At 42.0% G+C, this 23,516-nt stretch carries 13 protein-coding genes; 5 read left to right on the forward strand and 8 right to left on the reverse strand.

The features are described from left to right. Positions 1–221, forward strand: a 221-nt coding sequence (locus tag C5471_RS20505; RefSeq protein ID WP_207627396.1) for a transposase, incomplete at its 5' end; no start/stop codon positions are given. Here C5471_RS20505 and C5471_RS20510 read toward each other — a convergent pair. The 4 genes from C5471_RS20510 to C5471_RS20525 form a co-directional block, all read right to left on the reverse strand. Continuing rightward, complete coding sequence (locus C5471_RS20510) at positions 204–902, reverse strand: PAS and helix-turn-helix domain-containing protein (protein WP_133814758.1); 699 nt, start codon at positions 900–902, stop codon at positions 204–206. The two genes, C5471_RS20505 and C5471_RS20510, sit on opposite strands and share 18 nt — an antisense overlap. A gap of 24 nt (positions 903–926) precedes the next feature. Next, positions 927–1,613 (reverse strand): helix-turn-helix transcriptional regulator, encoded by a 687-nt coding sequence (locus tag C5471_RS20515; RefSeq protein ID WP_133814759.1) that lies wholly within the window; start codon positions 1,611–1,613, stop codon positions 927–929. 220 nt (positions 1,614–1,833) lie between these two features. Next, complete coding sequence (locus C5471_RS20520) at positions 1,834–2,520, reverse strand: helix-turn-helix transcriptional regulator (RefSeq protein WP_133814760.1); 687 nt, start codon at positions 2,518–2,520, stop codon at positions 1,834–1,836. A 244-nt stretch (positions 2,521–2,764) separates the two neighbouring features. Continuing rightward, positions 2,765–3,454, reverse strand: a complete 690-nt coding sequence (locus C5471_RS20525) for a PAS domain-containing protein (protein WP_133814761.1) — start codon at positions 3,452–3,454, stop codon at positions 2,765–2,767. A 1,013-nt stretch (positions 3,455–4,467) separates the two neighbouring features. Between C5471_RS20525 and C5471_RS20530 the strand changes: the two genes are divergently transcribed. The 3 genes from C5471_RS20530 (at position 4,468) to C5471_RS20540 (ending at position 6,689) form a co-directional block, all read left to right on the forward strand. Further along, a complete protein-coding gene (locus C5471_RS20530) occupies positions 4,468–4,680 on the forward strand; it encodes a helix-turn-helix domain-containing protein (RefSeq protein WP_133814762.1) in 213 nt (70 codons plus the stop codon). 1,275 nt (positions 4,681–5,955) lie between these two features. Further along, a complete protein-coding gene (locus C5471_RS20535) occupies positions 5,956–6,393 on the forward strand; it encodes an antitoxin PaaA2 family protein (RefSeq protein WP_133814763.1) in 438 nt (145 codons plus the stop codon). A gap of 8 nt (positions 6,394–6,401) precedes the next feature. Continuing rightward, positions 6,402–6,689 carry a type II toxin-antitoxin system RelE/ParE family toxin gene (locus C5471_RS20540; RefSeq protein WP_133814764.1) on the forward strand — a complete coding sequence of 96 codons (288 nt, stop codon included), beginning with the start codon at positions 6,402–6,404 and terminating at the stop codon, positions 6,687–6,689. A 156-nt stretch (positions 6,690–6,845) separates the two neighbouring features. Here the strand turns inward: C5471_RS20540 and C5471_RS20545 are convergent, their stop codons facing one another. From C5471_RS20545 to C5471_RS20560, 4 genes are all read right to left on the reverse strand, one after another. Continuing rightward, a complete protein-coding gene (locus C5471_RS20545) occupies positions 6,846–8,024 on the reverse strand; it encodes a MalY/PatB family protein (protein WP_133814765.1) in 1,179 nt (392 codons plus the stop codon). Further along, positions 8,011–9,465, reverse strand: a complete 1,455-nt coding sequence (nhaC, locus tag C5471_RS20550) for a Na+/H+ antiporter NhaC (RefSeq protein WP_133814766.1) — start codon at positions 9,463–9,465, stop codon at positions 8,011–8,013. The genes C5471_RS20545 and nhaC overlap by 14 nt, the downstream gene beginning before the upstream one ends. A 159-nt stretch (positions 9,466–9,624) precedes the next feature. Then, positions 9,625–10,626, reverse strand: a complete 1,002-nt coding sequence (locus C5471_RS20555; protein ID WP_133814767.1) for a LacI family DNA-binding transcriptional regulator — start codon at positions 10,624–10,626, stop codon at positions 9,625–9,627. 260 nt (positions 10,627–10,886) lie between these two features. Further along, on the reverse strand, positions 10,887–11,558 hold the full coding sequence (locus C5471_RS20560) for a helix-turn-helix transcriptional regulator (protein WP_133814768.1): 672 nt from the start codon (positions 11,556–11,558) through the stop codon (positions 10,887–10,889). Between the two features lie 1,136 nt (positions 11,559–12,694). On the opposite strand from C5471_RS20560, the gene rtxA reads away from it, so the two are divergent. Next, positions 12,695–23,278 carry an MARTX multifunctional-autoprocessing repeats-in-toxin holotoxin RtxA gene (gene rtxA / locus C5471_RS20565; RefSeq protein ID WP_133814769.1) on the forward strand — a complete coding sequence of 3,528 codons (10,584 nt, stop codon included), beginning with the start codon at positions 12,695–12,697 and terminating at the stop codon, positions 23,276–23,278. Positions 23,279–23,516: the final 238 nt, after the last annotated feature.

Below are 23,516 nucleotides of genomic sequence, written 5' to 3' on the forward strand. Positions count from 1 at the left end.
TTGAGTTACATTACCTTCCTCCCTATAGCCCCAATTTAAACCCGATAGAGCGATTATGGAAGGTCATGAATGAACATGTTCGAAATAACCGTTATTTCGCTGATAAACATGAATTTCGAGACAAAGTGTTCAAATTTTTCACCACAACGCTACCTGATATAGCGGACTCGCTGATGTCTAGAATTAACGACCATTTTCAGGTACTAAAAACTGCATCTTGAAGTTTCTTGGGTATAAGTCAATAAAAATCTTTCTGGTACATAATGATGAAAATTATTCGCCAGACAGTATTCTTCTAATTGTTTGTTGGAATTAACACCTATCTTGTCATATATTTTAGCCATATATGTTTCAACAGTATGATAAGTAATATTCAATCTCTGTCCAATCTGTTTTCTGGTGTATTTTTGTAAAAAGAAGAAAATAATATCCCACTCCTGTTGAGTAAAAATATCCGTTGGTGGTTGGAGTATAATGGATGATGGTAATTTTTTATGATATTGATGTAATTGGGATAATGAATATTCTTTGGCTTTCCAGCAGTGGTATGTAACACCTATACAATTTCCATCCTCATGATAAAAAGGTGATTTTTCACAAAAATAAGATGATAGAATCTTTTCTTCTCCAAATATATGCGTCTCAATTGAACATATTCTTTGCTCTTTTACCATGACGTTTTTATCTTGAACAATAAATTCTTCTGAAAATTCAGCTCCATCCCAAGGGAGCTCATGATCATAAAGGCCCTCATAATCAAATGATTCTTTAAAATTGTGAATAAACTTTTTTGTTGCTGAATTCCCATAAATAAAATTTGAAGAACTATCTTTTATTCCCCACGGTTCATGGCTTATTTCCAGTGTGTTGATAATTTGAGGTGATATTTCATAACTCTTCATAAAAACTCCGTGATAGTTTGAAATTTAAAGAAACATTCTGCTTCCTGAGCGTACAAATCTTTCTGGTACATAGAGATCATAATCATTGAAGCGACAATATTCTTCCAATTGATAACAGGAATTAACGCCAATCTTTTTGTATATCCGAGCCATATGGGTTTCAACTGTACGATAGGATATATCTAACAACCGTCCCATTTGTTTACTGGTATACTTTTGTAACGAGAGGAAGATAATATCCCATTCCCGTTGAGTAAATAAATCAGTCGGTGGCTGGAACAGAATAGATGCCGGGAGTTTACCGTGATAAAAACGGGTTAATGAGAAATCTTGGGCTTCCCATCCATGAAAAAGAGTTCCTATGCATTCTTTTTCATCATTATATAGTGGATATTTTTCGCAGAAATAAGATGACAGAAATTTATTTTTTCCATACCTATGTGTTTCAAGTGAACATACCCTTTGTCCTTTTGTCATTACGCTTTTATCATGATTTACGTGTTCTTTTGCAAATTCTGCCCCAGCCCAAGGGAGCTCGTCGTCAAAACATCCTTCATAATCAAATGAACTTGGTAGATTTTGAAGATATTTAACTGACTCGTTGCCATAAATCCAGCATGAGTTCTGATCTTTTATCCCCCAGGGCTCATTACTTTGCTGCATTGTATTAATGACTTGAGGTGAAATAATTAGCTTATTGGTTTTACTCATGATTAAGTCCTATTGTACAGTTGATGGTTAGTGGCTTAAGCTTATGATTTCCTACTGACAATACATTATGAATAAATTTTTTTGTTACAAAATTAGAGTAAATAAAACATGAAGAACTATCTTTTACTCCCCACAGTTCATTACTTAATTCCATTGTGTTGATAATCTGAGGTGATATTGCATAGTTCTTCTTCATAAAAACGCCTTTATAATTTAGGATTTAAAGAAACATGCTGCTTGTTGGGTGCACAAACCTTTCTGGCACATAGAGATCATAATCATTGGAGCGACAGTAGTTTTCCAGTTGATAACAGGAATTAACGCCAATTTTTTTGTATATCCGAGCCATATGGGTTTCAACAGTGCGATAGGATATATCTAATAGCCGTCCCATTTGTTTACTGGTGTACTTTTGCAAGGAGAGGAAGATAACATCCCATTCCCGTTGAGTAAATAAATTAGTCGGTGGCTGGAACAGAATAGATGCCGGAAGTTTACCATGAAATAGACGGGTTAGGGAATAATCCTGAGCTTTCCATCCATGGAAAAGAATTCCGACACATTCTTTTTCATCGTTATATAATGGATATTTCTCCTGAAAATAAGATGACAGGAATGTATCTTTTCCATATGTATGTGTCTCAAGTGAACATATTCTTCCTTCTTGTGCCATTACAGTTTTATCATGGGTGATGAATTCTTTTGCGAACTCAGCGCCATCCCAAGGAATTTCGTCGTCATAAAGCCCCTCATAATCAAATGAATCTGAAAGGTTTTGGAGACGTTTAAATGCTGAATTACCATAAATAAAGCATGAATTTTGATCTTTGATTCCCCAAGGTTCATTACTTTGTTCCATGGTATTAATCACTTGAAGTGAAATAATTAGCTTATTAGTTTTACTCATGATTAAATCCTATTGTACAGTTGATTGCTAGTGGTTTAAATTTGTGACTTCTTATTGACAATACATCATAAATAAATTTTTCTGTTACAGAGTTAGAGTAAATAAAACATGAAGAACTATCTTTTATTCCCCCAAGGGTCATTGCTTTGCTGTAATGTGTTGATGACTTGAGGTGAAATAGTGAGCTTATTAATTTTACTCATGACTAAATCCTATTGTATAGCTAATGATTAGTGGTTTAAATTTATAATTCCCTGCTACCAATAGTGAAAAATCGCTCAGGAACGTAAAGGTGGTAATTATTTTTCTTGCAGAAATCTTCTAATTCCATATGGGGTAGTAAATTGAATTTTTTATAGATAGACTGAATATGATTAATAACGCCTTCTGTGCTGATCGTTAATTCTTTACTGATGCTCTCCTCATCCTGAGAATGCAGAGTCAGAAAAAGAACTTCCCACTCGGTTTGTGTCAGTATGTTGTTAGGTGGGATAAATTGCAGGGTTGACGGAGATGTTTTTTCATAATAGTAAGAAACAGAAAAATCCTGGGTTTTGTACATATGTAAAATAATCCCCATGCAATCACCATTTTCATCACAAAGGGGATATTTGTCACAAAGATAGGTTTGTTTTACTTTATGCTCTCCAAGCCGATGGGTTTCCAGTGACGTGACCCGTTGCATAGTTTTAATGGCTTTTTGATCCTGACGGTGGAATTCTTCTGCACATTCGGCGATAGGTAAGGGTAATTCACTGGCAGAAAGTCCTATAATATCGAAATCTTCCGGCAGGTTAAGCAGTTGATAAAAAGCAGAATTTGCGTAAATAAATTTTGATTGCAGATCTTTAGCTACCCAAGGATCATTACTTCTGTCCCACATTTGAGTTAATTGTGGTGTGATGCTAGTGGGGTTTTTTTTGATGTTTGACATAACAACTCCTAAATCTTTATTTAAATTATTATTTGAAAATTTTGTTTGCCGATTATGCTTCAAGTGGGCCGTTATATAATAGAAGATAATAACTTTCTCGTCAAAAATCGTATATTTATTAATTGATTTTTTACTATTCAATTATGTGATTTTAAATTAATGGAAATATAACTATATTTACTATTTTGTACGAAAATTGTTTTATGGTTTGTTGAATAAATGGTACGAGGCTGTGGCTGTGCTCGCTGTTGCACCTAATATCTGGCATTTTTTAGCGATAAAGTGGAGGTTATCAACGGTAAATAAGTACAGATTGTATCCGAAGTCATCAATATCCTCTTTACGTTGTCAATGGATAAATAATTATTTGTCCTAATGCTTGGTAGCCATTTTACTACACTGTTTTATTTACTCTTCTTTGTAATAAAGAGCAATTCTTGACCGTGTTCTGAAAGAAACGATAGTTTCTGAACATATTTCTCATGTGATCCGAAGAGTGAGATAAGCAAATTACCCTGCTTATATTAAGTGTATATTTCGGGTTTTACATGTTGTCTGTGTTTATTGTTCATCTAAAAATACGGTTTGCAACAATTATTCTTATTTAAATAAGTAGTAAATACTTAGTAGTGAGGCTAATATAAGTTTTGCAGTATGACTGCACTTTGTACACTAATTGGTTGTACTCACTCAGCATGAATCATGAAACTCGATTAAATGATTATTTTAAAAAGGTTCATTGAAGTATTTAATACGATTCCAACTTTCCTAAGAATAACTAAACTTCTGTAATTAGATGTAACGTTTAAAACAATAATCATCTCTCTTTCTATATCGGAGAATTTGCTGTGCTTTGCGGGGTTTGACGTTTTAGCACAGCTCTTTTTTTAGTATTCCGCACCCAGTGCGGGCCCAGGGGAAAAGCTGTAACAACATAAAAACATTGGTCTGATAAATAGGAAGCGGATATGCGCATAGTACCTTGTACAACCAAACTGAGGAAGGAAACAGGAATGATCGAAAGACACGATTGGCATAAAGCAGATATTATTGCGGCGTTGAAAAAACGAGGAACATCGTTGGCGGCAGTTTCAAGAGAAGCAGGGCTTGCATCATCTACTTTAGCAAATGTTTTACACCGCCCATGGCCCAAGGGTGAGCGGATTATTGCGACCTTTTTGAATTGTGAGCCGTCTGAAATATGGCCAAGCAGATATTTTAAGTAAATTATTATTCGTAAAAATTTACTTGAACTTCTCATAACAAAGTTAATGAGAAGGAAATTCAATGTCTGGGGTACGAGCAGAGTTTTTTGCAAATGAAAATTCTCTTCGTACATCAGGCATGATTTTGATAGGCAGGTTTTCTACATATATTGAATAAATCTCGGTGGTGTTTTGTGAGGATGAAAATTTATTTCTCTTTAAACGAAGAATATAATCGGATTAAGTGCGATTTGGTAACATGCTGCACTTATCCGACTCTTCACCATTATTGGGTACTGATATGATATTGTATTTTTATTTTACGGTGTTAACTGAGTTAAACCGGTGATCACCTTCTCAAGATATTGACGAGGGCAACCCAAATTTATCCGGATAAATCCTTTTCCCCTATCGCCAAAATTCCGTCCCATTGAAACATTGCATCGGCACTACGTTGCAGCCATGACTCCATATTATGATATGCATGAAGCCATAGAGGGTAAAGTGTTTGAAGAGTTTCATAAACTTTACCCCCCTGATAAAAACCCAGAAAGAATAAATCAAGAGGCAATTATAAAAGGAATGAGGGAGTTCTATTATCACAGAATGATGAGTACCGCGAGTTTGTTACTTTCAGGCGCATCTTTTTCAGTGACTATAATAGCCTTACTGATTGCTATTATAGCGCTGTATAAATGAAGAGCATGAAAAAGGAAAAACACCACTCCTGAACGTTCGCAAGTAAACGAGAGATTTGGACGAGACAAACAAAAAACCCCGGCATAAGCCGAGGTTCTTCGGGTTGTTTGGTTTAGTGGGACGATTTGTTACGCCATTGAGATAGGCAACAATTAAACGCCTTGCAATTTACTATAATTTGCACTATAAATTACAATAGTCCATGTGGTGAGTTATTCGCCGGTATTTCACCAAATTGCAATAAACGTATGTTGCTGATTTAAAGCGTGATTTTACACTAAGTAGTGTGTAAATTCACATTTAGGAGTGTAGCAAAATGAAATTTATTGATTTTATTGAACTGATAAAAGATAAGATTGGTGAGAACTGAGAAAATGTTCAATTGGAAGTTCCAGATGTAGTTTAACAGTGGCTGGCTCACGATTGAGCCAGAAAATGTTGTCGTAGGTGAACTTCACCCTAGCTCAAACCAGTTTATAAAGTCACACTGTTGGAAAACATATCCAGAAGAGCGGGAAGAACAGTGAGTTTTCGTACCACTGAACGTCAACCCCTGAAACGGGATTGTGAAATATTCAGAAATTGCGAGGTGACAACATGACTGAAACTATCGACCACGGCACCCTCTCCCATCTTGTTGAGGCCGGAGCCGTCAGAGGAGCGCACATCGTAGGCCAGCAAGGTGGCTGGGCCGTGATGGTGCGCTATGGAATGTACGAGCGACCACTGGCTGCACAGCGCAGTCGCAATGTGCGGCTGTTTCGCAAGTTCGAGACGCTGGTTTCCTACCTCAAAAAAATGGGCATTGCCCGCTTCGACGTGGATTCATCAAACTACGCCCCCGCCCCCCTCAATACCTCAAGGCCCGATCGTGCCGAAGCGCTCAAGCGTACCTACAAGGCCGCTGCCTATGATGCGTGGTTTCGTGAACAGGTACAGCAAGCCATAGACGAACCCGGACCGGGTATCCCTCACGCGGATGTCAAGGCCAAATTTGCCGCCAAACGTGAAGCCTTGCGTAAACGCAATGTATAGGGTCGCGCATGAAAATCATTTGGCGAAAGATCGCGGAAGCAGATCGAGAACATATCTTTGATTACATCGCACAAAACAACCCCAACGCCGCGCTTGAGCTTGACGCAAACTTTGATGCTAAAATCGAACTCGTTGCTCAGCAGCCTAAACTGTACCATCCCGGCCGCATGCGCGGCACGCGTGAAATCGTCGTGCAGCCTAATTATGTGATTGTCTATCGCATCAAGGACAGTGGTACGATGGTTGTGCTGCGCGTGCTCCATGCTGCCCAGCAATGGCCCCTGGCCAAGCCCTGACAGCTCAAGATTACTTTTCCTTAGCGTGCTGTAAGTGCTGTTCTGGCGTAAACAGCCGCGCTAAACGGGATAAGTCGATCTCCAGTAAGTGGATGGAGTTGAAAACTCGGTAAACTCAAATCATTTAGACCGCTTGCTAAATATTGTATTTTTATTTTACGGTGTTAACTGAGTTAAACCGGTGATCACCTTCTCAAGATATTGACGAGGGCAACCCAAATTTATCCGGATAAATCCTTTTCCCCTATCGCCAAAATTCCGTCCCATTGAGACGGCTATTTTCGCTTTCTGTAGCAAGGCCAACTGGAGAGCATCGTCGTCCAGACCTAAAGCGCGACAATCCAACCAAGCCAGGTAGGTGCCTTCGGCTTTGGTCATTTGGCACCAAGGGACAGTATGTGCTATAGCTTGCTCCAACCAGTGGCGGTTTTCAGCCAGGTGATTTTGTAGCTCATCAAACCATAGACTTCCATGTTGATATGCTGCTGTGGCCGCAGTCATCGATAGCGAGTTAAATACGTCTAATCCGTGGGCGTTTAATCGATCATTAAAGGCACGCCGAAGGCCGGGATCTGGAATGAGAAAGTTCGATATACGAAGTGATGAGAGTCCAAATGTTTTACTTGCTGAGGTCGCGGCAATGACGTTGCTATGCCATTTGTTCCCCAGATGCAGTACTGAGGTAAATGTTTTCCCAGGTAAAATCAAATCAGCCCAAATTTCATCAGAAATTACCGTTGCACCGTACTTTTTACAGAGCGTTAATAATCGGGTCAATTCGTCTTGATTCCAGCATCGGCCAGTAGGATTGTGTGGGTTACATAACAGGAGCAAAGGTGGTCTGTGTTGCTCCAACACCTGTTCTAAATGATCATAGTCAATTTGATAACCTTCAGGACTTTCAAGTAGCGGGTTTTCAACAACTACCCTGTCGTTCATGGTGATGATTTTGGCGAATGAGCCATAATAGGGCCCTTGTATCACGACGCCTTCACCCGGTTTACTGAGCATCTGGATCAGCAAAGCCAGCCCGGGTATGACTCCTTCTATTGAAGTGAACCAATCCCGGCATAAGGTCAACTGGTGGCGTTTTGAAAACCAGTCTATGGCTGCCTGGTAATAGTTATCGTCGCGTTCGCTATAACCGAAAATGCCGTGGTTGACTCGGGTGTGTAGTGCTTGGCGGATTTCTTCCGGACATTGGAAATCGAAATCAGAAATCCACATTGGCAGAAGATCAGTTTGATTCAATTGCAGGTAACGATCCAGAAAGTCCCATTTAACAGAGCCCGTATTGTGGCGATCGATTATTTGATTGAAATCATGCGGTTTCATGTTGGCTTTCCTTATTTTTCAGGGAATGTTCCGGTGCGACTCTTGCAATACCGAAACCAGTAAAGCCATAAATGAGTGCAAAAAAGACGGCAGCGTAACACTGGATAGCCCAGGGCAGCAGTTCAAGCGTACTGACACCCAGAGTCGTTGCCATGTAAATACCCGCAGAAGTCCATGGGATGAGTGGTTCAATGACGGTACAGGCATCTTCTATTGTCCGTGACAGGTTTTTATTATCCAGGCCCAAGCGGCGATAGGCTCCTTTGAAGAGCTCTGCTGGGATGAGAAGAGCCAGTTTTCCGTCACAGGTGGCACCGGTCACGAGAATGGTTGTGGCTACGGTTGCCGCGATAAGTTGTCCGGTTGTGTGAACCGCTTGCAGCAGATGGTTAATGATGGTGGTCAGGGCACCAGTGAGCGCCAAAACGCCGGCAAACGAGAAGGCACAAAATACCAGCAGGATGGTACTCATCATTGAGAACATGCCACCGCGATTGAGCAAACGTGGGATTTCGCCAACGACCCCGGTGATGTTGTGTCCCTGGTCAGAGAACATTGAGAGATTGAAGCCATCTATCAACGCATTAAGGCCCTGCTTAAGTGTGAATCCTTGAAGACCTATGCCGATCGCAATAGCCAATGCACATGCAGCCAGCATAACGGGTATCACCGGACGTTTTGTTATTGCACCCCACAAAACCAGTACCGGTGGCAAAATCAGTAATAAATTGAAGTGATAAAGGCTTTCAAGAGATTGAATGATGTCTGTGACTTTTTCAGGTGTTGCGATGCTACCTACTGAGTTTGTATGACCAGCGATAAGATAAATAATCGCCGCTAACATAAAGCTTGGGATAGTGGTATACATCAGGTGTTGGATATGGCTGTAAAGGTCGGTGTCGGCGACGATGGCGGCGAAATTAGTTGAATCAGATAAAGGTGAAATTTTATCACCGAAATATGCACCTGAAACAACCGCACCTGCGGCGGCAGCCAAAGGCACATCAAGACCTGCGGCTACCCCCATTAGAGCAACACCCACCGTTCCGGCTGCACCCCACGATGTACCGGTGCAGACTGAGATAACGCTCGTGATAAAGAAGGCGGCAATGAGTATATATTGCGGGCTAATCAGTTTTAATCCCCAGTAAACCATATAAGGTATGGTTCCGCTGATCATCCAGGTTCCGATGAGTCCCCCTACGCAAATCAGTATCATGATCACCGGCATTGCTTTGGCTAGCTTTGCCACAATGGAATCAATAATGTCATTCCAGCGGTAGCCTTGCCAATACGCTAAGGCCGCCGCTATTCCTGCTGATACGAGTAATAAGGACTCAATGCGCAGTCCCAGTTGACCATAGCCAATAATCAGAAGTAGGAGCATTGCTACGATTGGTAGCATAGCGAGTCCCAGATTAAGCTTTTTTTTGTTATCCATTTAAAATCCCTGTTTCGGATATGTTATTGAGAAAGAATAATAAATTTTTTTCGAATGAAATGTGAGAAGTGTGACTTGTCCATGTAATCGGTTTCATGACGTGTGAAAGTGCGATCTGTGTATCGTTTTTTACGCTTGTTTTGTAGGTGATGCTTTTCTTTATCCCAGGGAGAAAACAGAATCTCTGATGACGAGTTCGGCTGAGAACATATTCATTTGTGGGGAGGGTTCTTCCTGGGCATTGAGCTGTAACGCCAGATTAGCAGCCCGCCGTGCCATCCTTTCTATTGGATAGTGTACAGTCGTTAAAGAGGGATAGAGATATCGTGCCGGGACGATATCATCAAACCCAACAATTGACAGTTGTTCCGGTAAGTTGATTTTCCGTTGATGCAGGGCTCGCATCATGCCGGCAGCCATAACATCGTTGAATGTCACTGCGGCAGTAAAGTTGATGCCGCTGCCTAAGAGCTTTTCTGCTGCTAGCTCGCCTCCTTTTTCGTCAAATGGAGCGCTGATAACCCAATTGCCAGGTACTGTGATACCTGCATGAGTCATTGCAGAATAATACCCCTCCAGGCGGAGTTTTCTATCATTAATAGGCAGGTCTGTCGTTACACAGGCGATTTTTCGATGACCATTTTGGATAAGGTAGTGAGTAGCAGCCTGCGAAGCGCTAACGTTATCTAACCAGATGCACCGGTTGGCGATGGCAGGCAAATATCGATTAACAATCACTAATGCCGGCGTATGCGCTGCATAACGTAATATGTCTGTATCGCTCATTCGAGTGGTATGTGCCACTATCGCTTCACACCCTTGATTGATTAAAAAATCTAAGGCGGATTTCTCAAGTTCAGCCTGATGCCCACCACTACAAACCATCAGTTTTACCCCTTTTTTTCGGGCAATTTCTTCAACTCCGCGCGCTAAACGAGAAAAAAAAGGATCAGCCAGGTTACCGGTGAGTAAACCCAACATATCCCCGCATCTTTTTGCCAGAGCAAGCGCAGCAGAATTTCGGTGGTAGTTGAATTCACGCATTGCTTTCTCTACACGTTCACGGGTACCGGGTTCGACGTAAGCGGTGTTATTGATGACCCGGCTTACGGTAGCCACGGATACGCCCGCTTGATGTGCTACGTCTTTCATTGTAGCCATATTCCTTTCCTCAGCAGTTTATGTAATCAATGACAAATGTGAAGCGGGGGATCATAGCCTAATTGATTCAGATTATCATGAAAGGATTTATGTGCCTCATTGTAAGGTAAGCGAATAATATGAATCGGACTTATTTGAATAATCTCGAATGAATGGTTTATTTATCATTGGCATGTATTGAAAGCTACCCGTTCTCCCTGTCATTTAATCAGGGAAAGCCGATTAAATGACAGGGTGTATAGAGGCGCAGGCATCATCTTTTATAGCAAAAAATGGCCTGTAGTTTGAACGTATTTAGGGGGAATATAGAGATCATAATTATTCTCTTTGCAAAATAACCTCAATTCAGTCATTGATCCAATTGATAATTTATCATAGATAATTTTTAAATATTTTTCTAAGCTACGGCATGAAATCTTCATTTCATTGGCGATAAGCTTATTGCTGACACCACGGCAGAATAAAAAAATTATTATCCACTCTTTCGCCGTCAATATATTATTAGGGGGTCTGAGTCTAACAGAGGTAGATGAGTCATTTTTAATGTAATTGTATAGCGAAAAATGGTTTATGGCTTTAGCGTGACCAATTATCCCCATGCATTGATTATTTTCATCCATTAACGGGTATTTGTCACAAGAATAGGATTGAAGTTTTTGACCATTGTCTGGCAGATAAGCCCCAATAGATGATACTTTCTGCATAGACTGTAAAACCTTACGGTCATGTTCTTCAAAAAGGTGAGCAAAATGATTAAACAGTGTAGGTAATTCTTTATCAGTATATCCTATAACATCAAAATTTTCAGGTAATTTGTTTACTTTAATAAACACTGGATTTGCATACATAAAACGGAATTCTTTATCTTTTACAAACCATGATTCATGACTTTTATCCCACATATTTGTTAATTGAGGGGTAATTTGACTCATATGTGACCTTAAAAAATATAAATAAAAAAATATTCCAGTAATGAACAAAGACAGTGATTCGTTCTATGGTGAGCTACCCAATAATCAGAAGTAATCGCATTGCTATGATTGTCACTATATTTACTGCCAGATTAGCGATACCATTTTATTTAAAATCCAGTTTTGTCTAGGTTATTACAATAAGATAATGAATTTGTTTTGAATGGAATGTGAGATGTGTTATTTGTTTCATGTAATCGGTTTCATGAAGTGTGAAAATGTGACCGGTGCATCAATTTTTGATCTTGTTTTATCTACGATGCTCTTTTTTGTCCGGACCAGCATAGAGTCTGACAGCCATACCCGGATGGAGACTATAGTGTAAACCAGTTAATCCAATGCCGTTGTCAGCATAACCTATTTTGGTTAGTTATTTTGTATTTATTGGTCGTATTTATTTAGATAAGACTGCGGGATGTGTTCTGTTATTTTCTTACGATAGATGTTTTATTTCAAATGAGTAAGTTAAATATCCTGTATTCTTGATGTAAAAATGTTAATAATTTAGCCTTATTAATTTGATTTATGGAAAAATTATTTAATAATTTAAATTAAAGCAGTTAGTTACGTTTTGTTATTGTTACAGTCTGTTTTTATTGTCTTTTAGCATCAATGTGGGGATATGGGGCAATATATGGGGGGTAAACAGACTTTCTTATGTGTAAATATTGATTTTGAGTTTTTGCCCTATATTATTTTATTCCACTTATTCATTTAACCGTATTTATAGATATAAGCTCATTATGTCTCTGAGCTTAATATTTTTGTTATCTTTGTGAATAAATTTCTTTTTGGGGGCGAAATATGTTTAAAAAATTTGAATAAATCCTCTCGGATATCAATTATCACGAGGGGGGGGGCTCTTTATTTCATTATTTAGAAAAATAATAGCCCAAAAAGTGACTGAAAACAGCAATCAGCCTGAATTAGAACAGATTATATAAAAGAATATCTGATTGATTGCTGTCATTGTTTTTTTCCGTGGAAAGGTCAGAGGGTTTGTATCGTTCGCGGGACATTAGATTCTAAAAACAACTGCTGTATCTGCCAAATGCAGTGGTTTTCTATTTAACCTCAATTAAATTAAGGGATTGTTTATGGGGAAATCATCAAACCGCAGTACAGAATATTTCTTTACCGGGAAATATCAAGATGATGATGATGGTAATAATATTGTCGCTATTGGCGTCGGGGGAGTTATTTATGCTGAAGGAGGAGATGATCATATTACTGTTGGTTCGCTAGGGGCAACAATCTATGCCAGTTCTGGCGATAAGGCCGTAGAGGGTGGGGCCGGATATTTAAAAATAGTGAGTATTGACGGTGATCTGAATGTACATGGTGCCGCAGGTTACGAAAGTATTGATAAAAACGGTAATGGCAATATTTCATTTGCTGGCGCGGCGGGCGGTGTTTCTATGGATCACCGAGGAAGTCGCGGTAATCTAAATTTCTCCGGGGCCGCTGCTTATAACAACCTGAGTCGTAAAGGACAATCCGGTGATGTGACGTTTAAAGGTGTCGGCGGTTATAACGAGTTATGGCATGAAACTCATCAGGGCAATTTAAATTTTACCGGAGTCGGTGCTGGCAACAAAATTGACCGTGACTGGTATGAACATTATGAGAAAAGCCACGGTGATGTGAAATTCGTTGGTGGGGGTGCCGCAAATAGCATCAGCTCACGGGTTGAAAGCGGTAATATTGATTTCACAGGTGCAGGGATTGATAACCATATTATTCGTAAAGGGAGAGAAGGCAATATTATCTTGCATGGTGCCGGAGCATCAAACCGCATAGAACGCTTGCGAGAAAGTAAAGATAAATATGAACAGACTCGCGGTAATATCGAATTTGAAGGCGCAGGTGGTTATAACAAAATTTATTCTGATATAGCTCATGGTGATATCAGTTTCTCCGGTGCCGGTGGTTACAATGAAATATCAAGAATAGGTGAAGATAGCGATTCGTATAGTCAAGCTTTGGAATACACTAAAGCTAAAGAAATTGTATTAACAACGGCGAAGATGGGAGTCCAGAAACCCCAGCAAGTGACAGGAATTAAATCAACTACTGAGCCTAATACTTATCTCTTTGCGTTTGCTGATGAAATGTATACTAAGATCAGTAAAGTTCAACTGAGAAATGATCCTGAAACCGACAAACTCAGTTATTACGCCACTTCATGGCGTAAAAATGGTAATCAACTCAAAAATCTTGCTACGGAAGATATCTCTTTAGAGAATGGATTTGATTATATAAGCAATGATAATGATTACTCTCTTTTTAATTTAATCTTTGAACATTATCAACCCGTTACTATTCAGCATACTGTTGAAGAAGATTTGCAGGAGAATCAATGGGTAACTTATGCCAGCGGAACCACCGCTAAAGCAGAAGATATCACGTTGATTGATGCAAAAATGCATGGGCGTGCAATCCATTCTGATGGTTTGGTATTGGATGTTTCAGCGGTGAAATCGAATTGCCGATCAAATGGTTATGTCTATGCCAAATATGTCGAGTCATATACCAAAGTGGTCATGGTGGAGTTGAAAAATGATCCTAAAACCGGAGAGCTGAAATATTATGCCAGTGCATGGTACAAAGCAGGCGACCATACCCGTAATTTGGCCAATGAAGATTTTTCCCCTGCAAATGGTTATAGCTCGATGGAGGCGAAGGGATATTTACTAACTAACCTTCAATATCAAGTCGATACTGTCCTCCGTGTCTCTGAGCATTTAGAACATATTGAAGAATATAGTCATCAGGAATTGGTGAAATCATCTTCAAATATCGGTGATAGCACCGGTGATGTTAATTTTAGAGGTGTGGGGGGTGGAAATGTTATTAAATCCAGTGTGATACGTGGCAATGTTAATTTTAAAGGTGATGGGATTGCTAACGTTATTCTTCATAGTTCGAGATTCGGTAATACGCGTTTTGAAGGCGCAGGTGCTGCCAACGTCATCGTGAAAAGTGGTAAAGAGGGCAACCTGTGGTTTCGGGGTATCGGTCTGGCGAATGTTTTCGTTCATCAAAACCAGCGTGGAGAAATGGATGTTAACGCCGGCGGTGCGGCAAATGTGCTGGTTCGAATCGGTGACGGGCAGTATCTGGCTCATCTTCTGGCGGTTGGCAATATCTCGATCCATCAAGGTCATGGTGACAGCCGGGTTATCATGTTGGGGGGGTATAACACCCACACCCAAATAGGTGATGGTAGCGCGAACTGGTTAGGGGCGGGCGGTTTTAACGTCATAACCCAGAAAGGTAAAGGAAACGTCTCTTCGGTATTAGTGGGAGGGGCCAATGTACTGACCAAGCTTGCAGCAGGTCATCTGGTTTCCGGTATGCTCGGTGGTGCCAACATTATCACGCATATTACGGGTGATAATGAAATATCAGATACCACCGCAATTGCGCTGGGCGGTGCCAATATCCTGACCAAAAAAGGGAGGGGTGATGCTGTTGCGGTGATGGGCGGTGGTGCGAATGTTCTTACTCATATTGGTAATGGGAGTACGACGGGGGTGATGTTGGGTGGAGCCAATATCCTGACCAAAGTAGGCAATGGTGACACTACAGGCATTATGCTTGGAATGGGTAATGTGCTGACACATGTTGGTGACGGTCAGACACTGGGGGTCATGGGAGCAGCAGGTAATATCTTTACTAAAGTGGGAGATGGAACCGCAATTGCGGCCATGATGGGTGCTGGCAATATCTTTACCCATGTTGGTAAGGGTGATGTATGGGCATTGATGGGTGGTCTGGGTAATGTCTTTACCAAAGTGGGGGATGGCAATGCGCTGGCACTGATGGTCGCAGCCGGCAATGTGTTTACTCATGTTGGAAATGGGATGAGTGTTGCCCTGATGCTGGCCAAAGGCAATGTCGCCACCAAAGTGGGTAATGGCATGACGCTGGCAGCAATGATAGGCGAGGCCAATGTGATGACCCATGTCGGTAATGGTCAAACATTTGCCGCTATGATCGGGCAAGCTAATATCTTGACGAAAGTGGGTAATGATTTGACTGTCGGCTTAATGGTGGGTAATGCCAATATCTACACCCATGATGGAGGTGGAACAAGTATTGGTTTGTTTGCCGGTGAGTTGAACGTGATGACCAGGAGCGGTGACGGTACAACGCTGGCGGCAATGTTTGGTCAAGCCAATATCATGACTCATGCTGGCGACGGTTTAACTGGGGTGCTGGCACTGGGTAAAGCTAATATTGTCACCAAAGTGGGTAAGGGTTTTATGGGCGTTATGGCTGCGGCTGAGGCTAATGTCGTCACTCATATAGGAGCATCAACGACTGCTGCCGTGCTATTGGGTAAAGGCAATATTCTGACCAAAGTGGGGAATGGTACTACGGTCGGTCTGCTTATTTCCGATGTAGGTAACATCATGACACACGTTGGTGATGGCACAACCGTTGGTTTCGCGAAAGGTAAAGCCAATATCATTACTAAAGTGGGGGAAGGTACAGGGGTTAACGCTGTCTGGGGTGAAGCTAATATCCTGACTCATGTTGGTAATGGCGACCGTTACAATTTCGCCAAAGGTAAAGCGAACATCATTACCAAAGTAGGGGGGATGCAAGAAGTCACCGTCGTTCAGGGTGATGCCAACATTATTACCCATGTTGGTAACGGTGATGATTACACGGGAGCCTGGGGCAAAGCTAACGTCATTGCTAAGGTAGGCGACGGAAATAATGTAGTACTTGCCAAAGCTGATGCCAACGTTGTGACTCAAGTCGGTAACGGCGACAGCTTTAATGCCTTGTGGAGTGAAGGCAATATCGTTACTAAAGTGGGTGATGGTATGCAAGTTACCGCGGCGAAAGGCAAAGCTAATATCACGACTACAGTGGGTGATGGCTTAAGTGTGACTGCGACGCATGGTGACCTGAATGTGAATACCAAGGTGGGTAACGGTGTTTCAGTCAATGCAGTATGGGGTGAATATAACGTCAATACTAAAGTCGGAAATGGTCTCAATGTTGCGATCATGAAAGGCAAAGGCAATGCCAATATTCATATTGGTGATGGTCTGGGGATTAATGCCTCCTATGCACGCAATAATGTGGCGATTAAGGTTGGTAATGGTGATTTCTACAGTCTTTCTATTGCGGAGAGCAACACACAAAGTAGTCATCTCTCTTCTCTGTTTAAGAATATTAAACAAACTGTGTTAAATGTGGAAGGTAGCCAAGCGATTAATTATCTGATCCATGGTGATGAGGCGAGTACTTCTGGGACCAATAAAGGTAGAGGCGCGATTAATTTAACCGAAGTTTCTGCCATTGATGGTTTCCAGATGGATAAAATTGATGAAGTTAGTTCGGATCTGACTAACAAATTGAGTGGCACAATAACCCCGGTGGAGACGCCTGATACCGGGGGTATCCAGAATGCCTTGCAGATTGGCAATAATGTTAATTCAGCTCAGGATAAGGCATCACCACAAGCTGATGCGGTTATCAGACATGCGAAGCAGGATAAAGCCGCGCAAAATGCGTTAAGCGATAAAGAAAAAGCTGAGATAAATCGTCAGCTCCTGGAACAAGAGAAAGATAAGCAGCTTAAAGCAATTTCAAAATCACAATTCCAACTAGAATCAACGAATCAAGATGCGCTGAATAACAATGGGCAAGTACAGCGTGATGCAATAAATGAAGAGTCCAGGATAGTCACAAAAGAACTATTTTCCATGACTCAAGGCATGGATGCGTTTAATAACTATGGGAATTATGATGGCAAATCAGGTGATGAGTGGCGTAATCGGTTTGCCGTTGGATATCTGGATAATATCCAGAATAAATTAAATGATGCCAAACTTACTGCACAAGAAAAATTAGCTGATGCACAGCAGCACGTTATTGATAAACGAGAAACAGTAAAAACAGCAATTGAGAAATCAGAGGCGGGTTTAGGGAAAAGTCTCGAAAATATAGATAATGCAGACGAAGATATTGTAGACGCTGAGAAAAAAGCAGAGCAGAGAAAAGAAGAAGCATTATTACAGAAACAACGGGCAGAAAGATCAGAGAGTGACGCCAATACCGCGTATGAAAAGGCGAAACAGCGTGGTGAAAGAGATAGTTTAGATGCGGAAAATAAAGCGGCTCAGGCGCAGAAGAATGCAAAAGACGTGAAACAGGCGGATGATGCTAAACCAGAGCGTGCCAGGGCAACGGGTAGCGGTTTGTCTGGAGAAGCTTATACACCAATCGAGGTGGTGAAATCGAAAAGCCATATTGATCCTAAATCAAAAACTGAAGCTGACGGCTGGATTAGTGAAGATTTAACATTAACAGCAGAAGATTTGGCCGCCTTGAATAATGCACAACAGGCAATTAATCGGTTACAGCTCAACAAGAACATCCGTTCAGAAAATACCGGTGCTGCGATCATGTCAATGTTTACCGAAACATCATCCGATGGCACTGTGGGATCAACCTTAAATAAACCCAGAGAGTTAACCAGAAAAGCACCGACGATTTCAGGTATTGATCTGCAAGGATTAGGGGGAAATAACCCTAAATCTCGTTCTTCTGTACTTAAAGAATTGGAACTTGTCTTACTGAGTAAGGGAGACAAACGGTTTATTGATTCTACTAAAAGACGTCTTGGTTCGATAAATACCGATCTGCCTGGTAAGGCGCTGGTGGCCGTACGTGAGGCTTTTAGCAGTACCGTCGAACAGCCTGATGAACAGCATATATTGCAGCTTGAGAACGCGTTAGCTCATTGGCAGCAGCATGACCCCAAAGAATTCGCTCAGCGTAGTAAATTGGTGAAAAGCTTACGTTTTGAGATGGGTGAACTGGTTGCTTACATTCAGGCCCAGAGAGCTGAGTCAGCCGGGATTTTGGGTATCACTGTGCCACCTGAGCAAGTGCCACAGTTTGGTCAGCAGGTATCCTTTGACGGTTTCGGGCGTGTAGTGGGCCTGAAAGGCGATATTGCGCAAAGCGAAATTAATCGTCTCATTGATTGGCAAATTAAGCCATTAACCCAGATTAACTCCGCTGCGGAGCGGGATGCACCTAAGACCGAAAGCGAAAGCCTTATCGTTTTCGTCAGCCGATTACAACAAGAAGCTATCCCAGAAGGTAAGCCTTTGATTGAACGCGCTAGAGAACTTTGGCTTACCGGGCAAGTAACACCTCAGAAAACCAAAGAATTATTTGAGGATGCGGTTACCCAGTTGAAAACGCATCCTGAATTGCACACTCTGGCTCAACAGCTGTTGGCCGATGCCAACAAAGAGAAGGCCACTGGACAATATATTGATAACCTGTTTGGCCGCCATTTTGATTCTGAACTGGCCTATGAACTGGTGAAAACGGCATCACCGGAGGCGAAAGATACCGCTGAACGAACAGGTAACTTTCTGGTACAGGATTTTGAACAGTGGATAAGTGGTTTTTATCCCGAAGGTGCTGAACGTGACCAGAAAATTGCCGGCAAGATGCAAGCTTTTGCTAAGGCTATTGATAAGGATTTTCGCCCTTGGTTCAGCCGGGTGCCTGAGTTAACAGCGTTTCTGGACGAACCAACTTTTGCCAATTTTAAGATCATGATGACTAAAGTCGATGATGGTTTTTCTGTGATTAAGGTGCCGTTTCTAGCGGTAAAAATGGCGACCACTCGGGGGATGGGGATGGATAGCGCTGCCTGGAAGAGAGAAGGTGATATTTTCTATCAGGATGTGATCACTCAAGCCCGTTCAACCAGTACTGAACTCACTGCTGGAAATGATGTTACGTACAAAGTCGAAATAACGGGAAAGCAGACTAACGATTATGGTACGGCGCTACCTTACCAGCCTGTGAATGGTCAGCACGATGACTTCTTGTATGGCAGGAAAGTTGCTGCGGGGCGGATCCTGATCCCCGGACGGGAAACTGCATTTGAGGGTAATGCGTTAGCACAAAGCCATTCTGTGGTGACAGGAGCGTCTGGCTCGACCAATATCATGGTTCATCTCAATAACTATATTGCTAGTAAGCAGCCTGACTTCCCGAAGGGGCAGAGCTATCTCAATACCTTGGCATTTCTGGTATTTGATGGTGGTCATTCCGTCAACGAAAGTCTGGTGGTTTACAAAGCGTTACAGGCAACCGGTGATGAGCGTAAGCAGGTACTGAACAGTTATACCGCCAATTATCAGGATCTGGCAGATATTGCTGGGGGATCGGGTAAGGTGTGGGTAAATCAAGCGCTGGATAATGCTTTTAAAGAAACTCAGGCGTTTTATCAGAAGTATGCTGTGGTAAAACCGCAAAACCGCCCTGCGTTGGAAGATCTAGATGGGTTATCTGGCAAAAATAAAGGGACAGCGCCTGTTATTATCGACGATAGTCATCTGAACAAACCACTTGATGCCTGGCAAACGGTGGAAGTAACTCCACAGATTGATAGCCGTGAAACTCGCTTTGATGGTCAGATCATTCTTCAGATGGAAGATGACCCGATAGCTGCTAGAGCAGCAGCTAATCTGGCGGGTAAACACCCGGATTCCAGCGTGATTGTTCAACTTGACGCCAACGGTAAATATCGGGTTGCTTATGGCGAACTGTCTAAATTATCAAACAAATTACGCTGGCAGGTTGTTGGTCATGGCCGTGATACGTCAGAGCAGAATAACATCCGTCTGAGTGGTTACAGTGCCGATAAATTGGCGACCAAATTAACGCAGTTTTATCAGAACGCTAAGCTGGGCGAAAAGGCCATCAGCAAACCCGATCACATCAGCCTGGTGGGTTGTTCACTGATTAGTGATGATAAGCGGAATGGCTTTGCTCATCACTTTATTACTGAGTTGGATAAACAGGGTATCCGCAGTGATGTTTCAGCCCGTAGTAGCGAAGTAGCGGTTGACGCAACAGGCCGTAAATTTACTCGTGACGAAAATAACCAATGGGTTAACAACTTACTTGATAACAAAATCGTCTTGAGCTGGAATGCCGAGAATAAACTGATAACGCATACAGAACAGGTTCGTCGTGGTATTGCTGAAAGCGATATCAACTTCGCTAAAGTAGGCTACACAGAGGCTGATTCGGTTACCAAAGGGGCGATTGCGGATAACACTGAAGTTTTCATTGAGCCACAGAAGCGTAAAAAGGTTAACACCAGCGATAACTCGCATCGTCAGCTCAGTTACGCCGGTAATATCCAGGTGAATGTCGGTGACGGAGAGTTTACTGCACTTAATTGGGGTACATCGAACGTCGGTATTAAAGTGGGGACGGGTGGTTTTAAATCACTGGCTTTCGGTGACAACAATGTGATGGTTCACATTGGTCATGGTGATAGTAAACATAGCTTTGATATTAGCGGCTATCAGGCGCTGGAAGGGGCGCAGATGTTTATTGGTAACCGTAATATCAGCTTCAACCAAGGTCGTAGTAATGACCTGATTGTGATGATGGATAAATCCATCCCAACGCCACCGTTGGTCAATCCATTTGATGGTGCTGCCCATGTTGCTGACGTATTGAAAGGTATTGCTCGTTCCGGTGAAAAGCAGGATTGGTTAGCGGCACAAGATCAGCAATGGACCATCGTCGGTGCGAAAAAGTTTGTGCGTGATATGTCTGGTTTAGACCAAACCAGCAGCGTAGATTATAAAACACTGCTTAATTTGGACTCACAACATGAACGTAACAGCCGTGGCTTGCAGTATGACGCCGAATCAGCACTGAACAAAAAATTCAATCAGTGGCTGGGTGAAAATGGCAATAGTATTGAGATGGGCAAAATAAGCCGTGCAGACAAATTCCGTCAGGCCAATCAACAGCTGGCTTTCAACTTTGCCGTTGGGGGGCGTGGTGCTGATATTCAGGTTACGACCGGTAACTGGAACTTTATGTTCGGTGACAACATCCAGTCAATTTTGGATACCAACCTAGGTTCCCTGTTTGGTTTGATGACTCAGCAATACTCGACAACGGGTATGGCGAAAACCACCTTTACTTATAATCCGAAGGACTTACCGCGTCAGCTTCAGAATAAGCTGCTTGGCCGATTAGCTAGTGTGAGTGAGGATACCACCTTAGCGGATATCTTTGGTGTGGACTACACCGCAGATGGACATATTGTTTCCCGCACAGGCAAGCCTGTTGATGGCAAGGCTATTCTGAAAGAAATGCTGGAAGTGATAAGGGAATTTAGCGGTGATCAACTGAAAGCCTTCACCAACCCAGAGAAATTGCTGGATAGTTTGGAGGCTGGCATCAATATGGGAGAAAATGGAGTCAAGACATTTGTAGAAAGTCATGGCTTGAAAGAGAAAGCGCCTGATGAAAGTCAGGGACAAGAAGCTGTGGTTAGCATCAACGGTGATAGCGCTCAAGCTAATAGCAAAGCAGAACGTGCATTTGGCTTTAATTCGCTGAATTTACCTAACCTGTTTGCAACGATGTTTAGTAAAGATAAACAAGCAGAGATGCAATCATTAGTGACCAATTTGAAAGAGAATCTAACAGCAGATCTGCTCAATATGAGGCAAAAAACCTTTGATTTCCTGCGTAACAGTCGTCATCTGCAAGGAGATGGCGATATTCATGTGTCGTTGGGTAATTATAACTTCAACTGGGGTGGTGACGGTAAAGATCTCGGTGCCTATCTGGGCGATAACAACAACTTCTGGGGTGGTCGTGGTGATGATGTTTATTACTCATTAGGAACATCCAACATCTTTGCTGGTGGTGAAGGGAATGACATGGGCGTTCTGATGGGACGTGAAAACTGGATGTTTGGTGGCAATGGTGATGATACCGCCGTGGTGGCCGGACGCATTAACCAGGTTTTTATGGGTGAAGGTAATGATCAGGCGTTTGTCTTTGGTGAAGGTGGCTTTATTGATGCAGGTAACGGGCAGGATTATGTTGTCACCTCCGGCAACTATAACCGGGTGGATACCGGAGCAGGTGAGGACTATGCTGTGACCATCGGCAATAACAACCGGGTTGACTTGGGTGAAGGCAATGACTTTGCCAGGGTGTTTGGTAATGACAATCGGATCGACGGTTATTTTGGCAATGATACGGTTAAACTGATGGGCTACCATGCGGTAATCAACGGTGGAGAAGGTGATGATCACCTGATAGCGGCGGCTATTTCGAAGTTCAGTCAGTTTGACGGCGGAGAGGGTCAGGATCTGCTGGTACTGGGCGGCTATCAGAACAGCTTCCAGGGTGGCGTGGGTGCAGACAGCTTTGTGGTCAGCACAGAGGTGATTGATAACCGGGTTAGCGATATTAACACAGAAGATATGATCCTCTTTAATGGTGTTGACTGGCAAAACCTGTGGTTCCAGCGTAGTGGATACGATTTGGTATTATCAGTGAATCGTCCTGTTCAGGATAAAACGGCTCAGAGTATATTTGAATCAATGGGTTCAGTGACCTTTTATGATTATTTTAATGGTCATCGTGCCAAATTAGTGACTCAAATGGGTAATAAGGATGTATCAGGAGAGCGAGAATTTACTGCATTGTCAGATAATGCGGTTGATTCTTTGATTCAGGCCATGAGCAGTTTTGCCCCGACAGCGGGGGATAATGGTTTCATTGAGAATCTGGATAGTAAGGCGAAAGTCGCTATTGCAATGGCGTGGACAGATACCACCATTGGCAAGGGGAAATTTGCCTGATTAACGCTTTATAATAAAAAGAAAAAATAAGAAAGTTGTAATAAGAATAAAAGTGGCTCACAGAACAGGTGGGCCATTTTTTATATCAACTGACAGGGAATAGAAAAGGACATATACCCGTAATCATTGAAGATGCTTGATTTTATCCGAAATGGAGATCATTATCCTCGCTATGAAAATATTTATTACATCAGAACAAAAAATCAAACTTGAACGTCTTCACGACACCACTCGTGAT

Source organism: Photorhabdus tasmaniensis, from assembly GCF_011189505.1.
Lineage (GTDB): Bacteria > Pseudomonadota > Gammaproteobacteria > Enterobacterales > Enterobacteriaceae > Photorhabdus > Photorhabdus tasmaniensis.